Annotated in this window: 4 protein-coding genes; 2 read left to right on the top strand and 2 right to left on the bottom strand. The window is 66.1% G+C overall.

Going from position 1 to position 4065, the window contains the following annotated elements; genetic code table 11:
• Positions 1 to 216: 216 nt before the first annotated feature.
• On the bottom strand, positions 217 to 414 hold the full coding sequence (locus RZ1_RS30810; RefSeq protein WP_169918186.1) for a hypothetical protein: 198 nt from the start codon (positions 412 to 414) through the stop codon (positions 217 to 219).
• A 291-nt stretch (positions 415 to 705) separates the two neighbouring features.
• Here RZ1_RS30810 and RZ1_RS29120 point away from each other — a divergent pair, with 291 nt between their 5' ends.
• Positions 706 to 2469 (top strand): helix-turn-helix transcriptional regulator, encoded by a 1764-nt coding sequence (locus RZ1_RS29120; protein WP_169918183.1) that lies wholly within the window; start codon positions 706 to 708, stop codon positions 2467 to 2469.
• Between the two features lie 50 nt (positions 2470 to 2519).
• Here RZ1_RS29120 and RZ1_RS30355 read toward each other — a convergent pair whose 3' ends face one another.
• Positions 2520 to 2738, bottom strand: coding sequence for a hypothetical protein (locus RZ1_RS30355; RefSeq protein WP_139282067.1), 219 nt, complete (start codon positions 2736 to 2738; stop codon positions 2520 to 2522).
• A 498-nt stretch (positions 2739 to 3236) separates the two neighbouring features.
• On the opposite strand from RZ1_RS30355, the gene RZ1_RS29115 reads away from it, so the two are divergent.
• A complete protein-coding gene (locus RZ1_RS29115) occupies positions 3237 to 4022 on the top strand; it encodes a carboxypeptidase-like regulatory domain-containing protein (protein ID WP_072816386.1) in 786 nt (261 codons plus the stop codon).
• Positions 4023 to 4065: the final 43 nt, after the last annotated feature.

Raw genomic sequence — 4065 nt, 5'->3', positions numbered from 1 at the left:
ATGGGATCCGCCTCACAGATTCGGTCCGGTGTGCCCGCGGCACGCTCGGCACTCGATGCAGTGCCACGTCCGCGACTGTTCCGGATGCTGGATGAACAGCGGAGCCTGACGGTGGTGCAGGCCCCGAAGGGGTTCGGTAAGCGCGTGTTGGTGGCGAGCTGGCTGCACCGTGGCGGCGCGCCGGACCGCCAGGTGATCTGGGTCGACTACGACACCTCACCGATCGAGGTGCCGGATCTGGTCGACGACACGCCGTGCCTGGTCGTTCTGAACGGGGTAGAGCCTGCCGACGCCCCCGCGGCACTGAAGAAGATGCTGATCCTGCTCGAGCACTGCCCCGCTGCGATCGCCGTCGTGACGGTGCACGGCGCTGTCGAGCTGCCACCCGAGCTTGCGGCCGGTGGTCTCGACCACAGTTGGGTGAGCGCACATCATCTGTGTTTCTCTCCCGAAGAGATGGAGCAGTTGTGCCGATCCCGAGGCCTGGCCGTCACCGCTGAGCGACGCCCGGAGCTGTGCAGCGAACTCGGTGGCGTGCCGTCACTTGTCGCCTCTGCGGTAGCCGTGCTGCGAGTCGCTTCGGCTGCGGCGACCACCATCGGACACTCGGAACCGGCGCTGGAGCAAGTAGTCGGGGACTACGTGCACCACCGGCTCAGCGGACTCGGTGAGGACGCCCGCGCCATCGCTCTGAAAGTAGCGGTGATGACGACATTCACCGACGCAGACGCTACCGAATATGTGGGAGGCGAAGCGTCCGCGGAGTTTCTCGACCAGCTCGGCACGGTTGGACTGATACTCGGGACATTCGACGGTGTGCAGCGCCGCTGGTCGTGGCCTCCGGCAGTGCGGGAGGTGGTCCTCGGGATCACGCGTGCACACATGCCCGCATGGGTGGATGAAACGTTGACCAGGCTGGCCCGTGAGCGTCGGGATGCGGATCGTCACGCGGAGGCTGCCGTATATGCCGCCGAAGCCCGGAGATGGGATGTCGCAGCACGCATCCTCGACGAGAACTGGAGCCGTTTGGTCGCCAGCGATTTCGAGGTTCTGGTGCGGCTGCTGCGAGCGGTTCCGGACTCGGTGACCGATGAATTCCCCGGGTTGGCTGCCGGAAAGGCACTTTTCGTGAACGCCTTGACAGGCCACCCGCTGTTGGACATCGAAATACCGTCCGACCCGAATGAATTGACTTGCCTCGGTACAGAACCGGACGCGGCCGCGGCGCTGCACATCGGCACCGTCCAGGCAATCGCGCTGAGGTTGGCGGGGAACCTGCGCGAGGCCGGCGATCGGGCACTGGCGATGGTGCCCCTGGTGGAATCGATGCTGGTGCACCAGCCCGGTGAGGTGACCGCACAACTGCCGACTTTGCGACTTCAATGGGCGATCGGCATGCAGCTGGCCGGTGACCTCGGCCAGTCCACTGTGCAGTTCGAACAAGCGTACCGAGATGCGCTCACCCCGGGTTCGGATTATGTGGTGCTCAACGCCGCCGGGAGCCTCGCGGCGAACTGGGCATTGTCAGGGGATCTCACGAGGGCCGACGAATGGCTTTCTGCCGGCTCGCGGGTCGATATCAACGTCGGCTACTGGGACGAGATGATCCGGGTCGCGGGTCGGGTCGGTGCCGCACTGGCCCACATGGATCGTCTCGACGCGGAGGGTGCCGCCGTCGAACTGGACCAGCTCGGAGTTCCGGCCGCAGGCGAAGAACTCTGGGGCCTTGTTGCCTACGCGCACACTCAGTACGCGCTGACTGCTGGGGACGCGTACGCGGGTTTGACGGTCTTGCACCGGATTGTCGACGGCCACCGGCGTCTCCTGCAGGACGGATCCCTATCGCATGTACTGCTGACCGCGGCGGAGATCGACTTGCATCTCGCACTCGGACACGGGAATCTCGCACGTGCCGTCGCTGAAACCGACACCACCGGCCATCCGCTCGTTGTGGTGGCCTCAGCGCGAATGGAACTGCTGACCGGAAACCCCGAGGCCGCTCGGACCGTGCTCAAGAGAATCTCGTGGCCCGACAGCGGATGGCTACGGGCCCATATCGAGGCGCTGCTGATCGAGGCCGGCGCCTGCCTTCTCACCGATCGCGACGCTGCAGTACGTGCGTGGAGCCGCGGCACCACTCTGGCCGAAGCTCTCGGCAATCGTCGGGTCCTGATGACTGTGCCGGCAGATACCAGGCGCGAACTCGCACACGTGAGCGGTGCCGCGGTGCCCGAAAACCTAGCGGCCGAAGTGTTTCCCCTCTCGGTGCCGGAAACGGTACTCACAGCCCGTGAACGGGAAATTCTTCTCCTGCTGGCCGATGGTGTCGCTCGGAAAGACCTGGCGAAGACGATCTACGTCTCGAACAACACCGTCAAAACTCATCTACGCAGAATCAACGTCAAGCTCGGGACCGGCAATGCCGTGACCGCTCTCGCCCGTGCCCAGGAACTCGGCTTGCTGTCCTGATGTCCGACGACCACGGTTCCGGCGAGGACGCGTTGCCGCGGGTCACCGTGTCACGGCAGTGATCGGTTCATCGGCGTGACAGTCAGGTCCTCGACGACCGGATCGTCGGCGTCCACATCGAGGTGGCACAGGACCTGACCGGTCTCGTCGAGGAGGGCGTAGCGTCCCGGCAGCAGACCGGCGAAACAGAACTGTCCGTCGGAGGCGGCCGTGGGCGGATCCGCCACCGGACCCGGCGGTCGTGTGCCGTGTTCCGGCGTCGAGTTCACAGATCGCCGCCCTATCCGGCCATTGCCGCCGCACCGACCCGCACTCGAATCGCTGCTGGTCTCACCCGGTGTTGTCTGTCGACGCTCTTCGCGGTCGGAACCTTCCGGGTGTTCCGGCGAGGAGCCCCGACGCAGGTTCCATCGGCGAGTCCCTCCTTGGTGTCGACGCTCGTCGATGGCGTGGGGGGTGGGAACGGGGTGGGTGTCGGCGGTGCCTGCCCGATGCTGCGGAACGCAGCCCGATGTGTCATGTGCCGCCGCTGCGTCGGGCCGGACGTCCGCCGGACCCGGCCGGTTCTCCCCTCCGGATGTCACCCCGGATGTCACCCGAACAGGAGATAACGGACAGCAGGTACCTGAGGATTCAACCTGTGTCGGGAGTCCAGGTCGGAACATTCACCAGTGTTCCGACTCAGCGGGGGCGTCAGACGAAAGGCACTTCAGGTGAAAATCTGTGTTCGAGTGTGGGCAGGTGCGGCGGTTTTGGCAGGATCATCGGTGATCACGATCCCGGTGACGGCGACCGCGACGACTCCACCCTCGATACGAGCACTCCAGATCGAGACCGACCCTCACAGCTCGGACTACGCGGTCGTGGTGCGCCCGCCACACACCGGCCGCTTCACCCTCACCCTCACCCTCGCACCCTCACGGGCCTGGGGCCCGATCCCTGCCGGGTGCGCACCCGAGTCTCACGTAATCGACCAGGTCCTCAACGTCGAAGACCAGGCACCGGCGGGCACGGCGGCGTTGACCCGGTCGGTGATGGTCTGCGAACTCGGCGCACTCGACGCCGGAACACAGCACACGATCATGGTTCCGGTGTCGGACCAGGTGTCGGCCCTCTCCGCGGCCGGATCCGTGTTCACCGCGAATCTGCACTCGGGCGAGACATTCCTCGACCGGGCCGACCACCCCGCAGCGCCGGTCACCCGGTGCGCCCCACCCGGTCGGGCGCCGATCCGGACAGCGGATGATCAAGACCCCGACAACGGTGCTGTCGCCGGGGCACCGGAGACAGTGTCGGCGGCGGCGACCGGGCAGATCGCCGGCCGCACCCACCCCGGTGCCCGCCTTTCCCTGACCGGGGTCGATGCCTGTGAGGACCGCATCGACCGCACGGTCACCGCCACCTCCGACGGACAGTTCCGTTTCGCCGGTCTGCTGCCGGGACGCTACGCCCTCCTCGACGAGACCGGTCAGGTTCTGTGCCACCTCGATGTGGACGCCGACGATCCGGTCGTCGAGGACCTCACTGTCACGCCGATGAACCGATCACTGTGAGTGCGGTGCACGCGGGACGGGGTGTCCGTGGCCATGGAAAAGT

The sequence above is a fragment of the Rhodococcus zopfii NBRC 100606 = JCM 9919 genome, from assembly GCF_001895025.1.
Classification (GTDB): Bacteria; Actinomycetota; Actinomycetes; order Mycobacteriales; family Mycobacteriaceae; genus Rhodococcus; species Rhodococcus zopfii.
Note: the sequence above shows the minus strand (reverse complement) of the source record. Positions and strands in the feature narration are given on the sequence as shown.

Bases quoted from the DNA above. Each gene is read 5' to 3' on its own strand.
- RZ1_RS29120 (WP_169918183.1), top strand. From the start codon at position 706: ATGACGACATTCACCGACGCAGACGCTACCGAATATGTGGGAGGCGAA.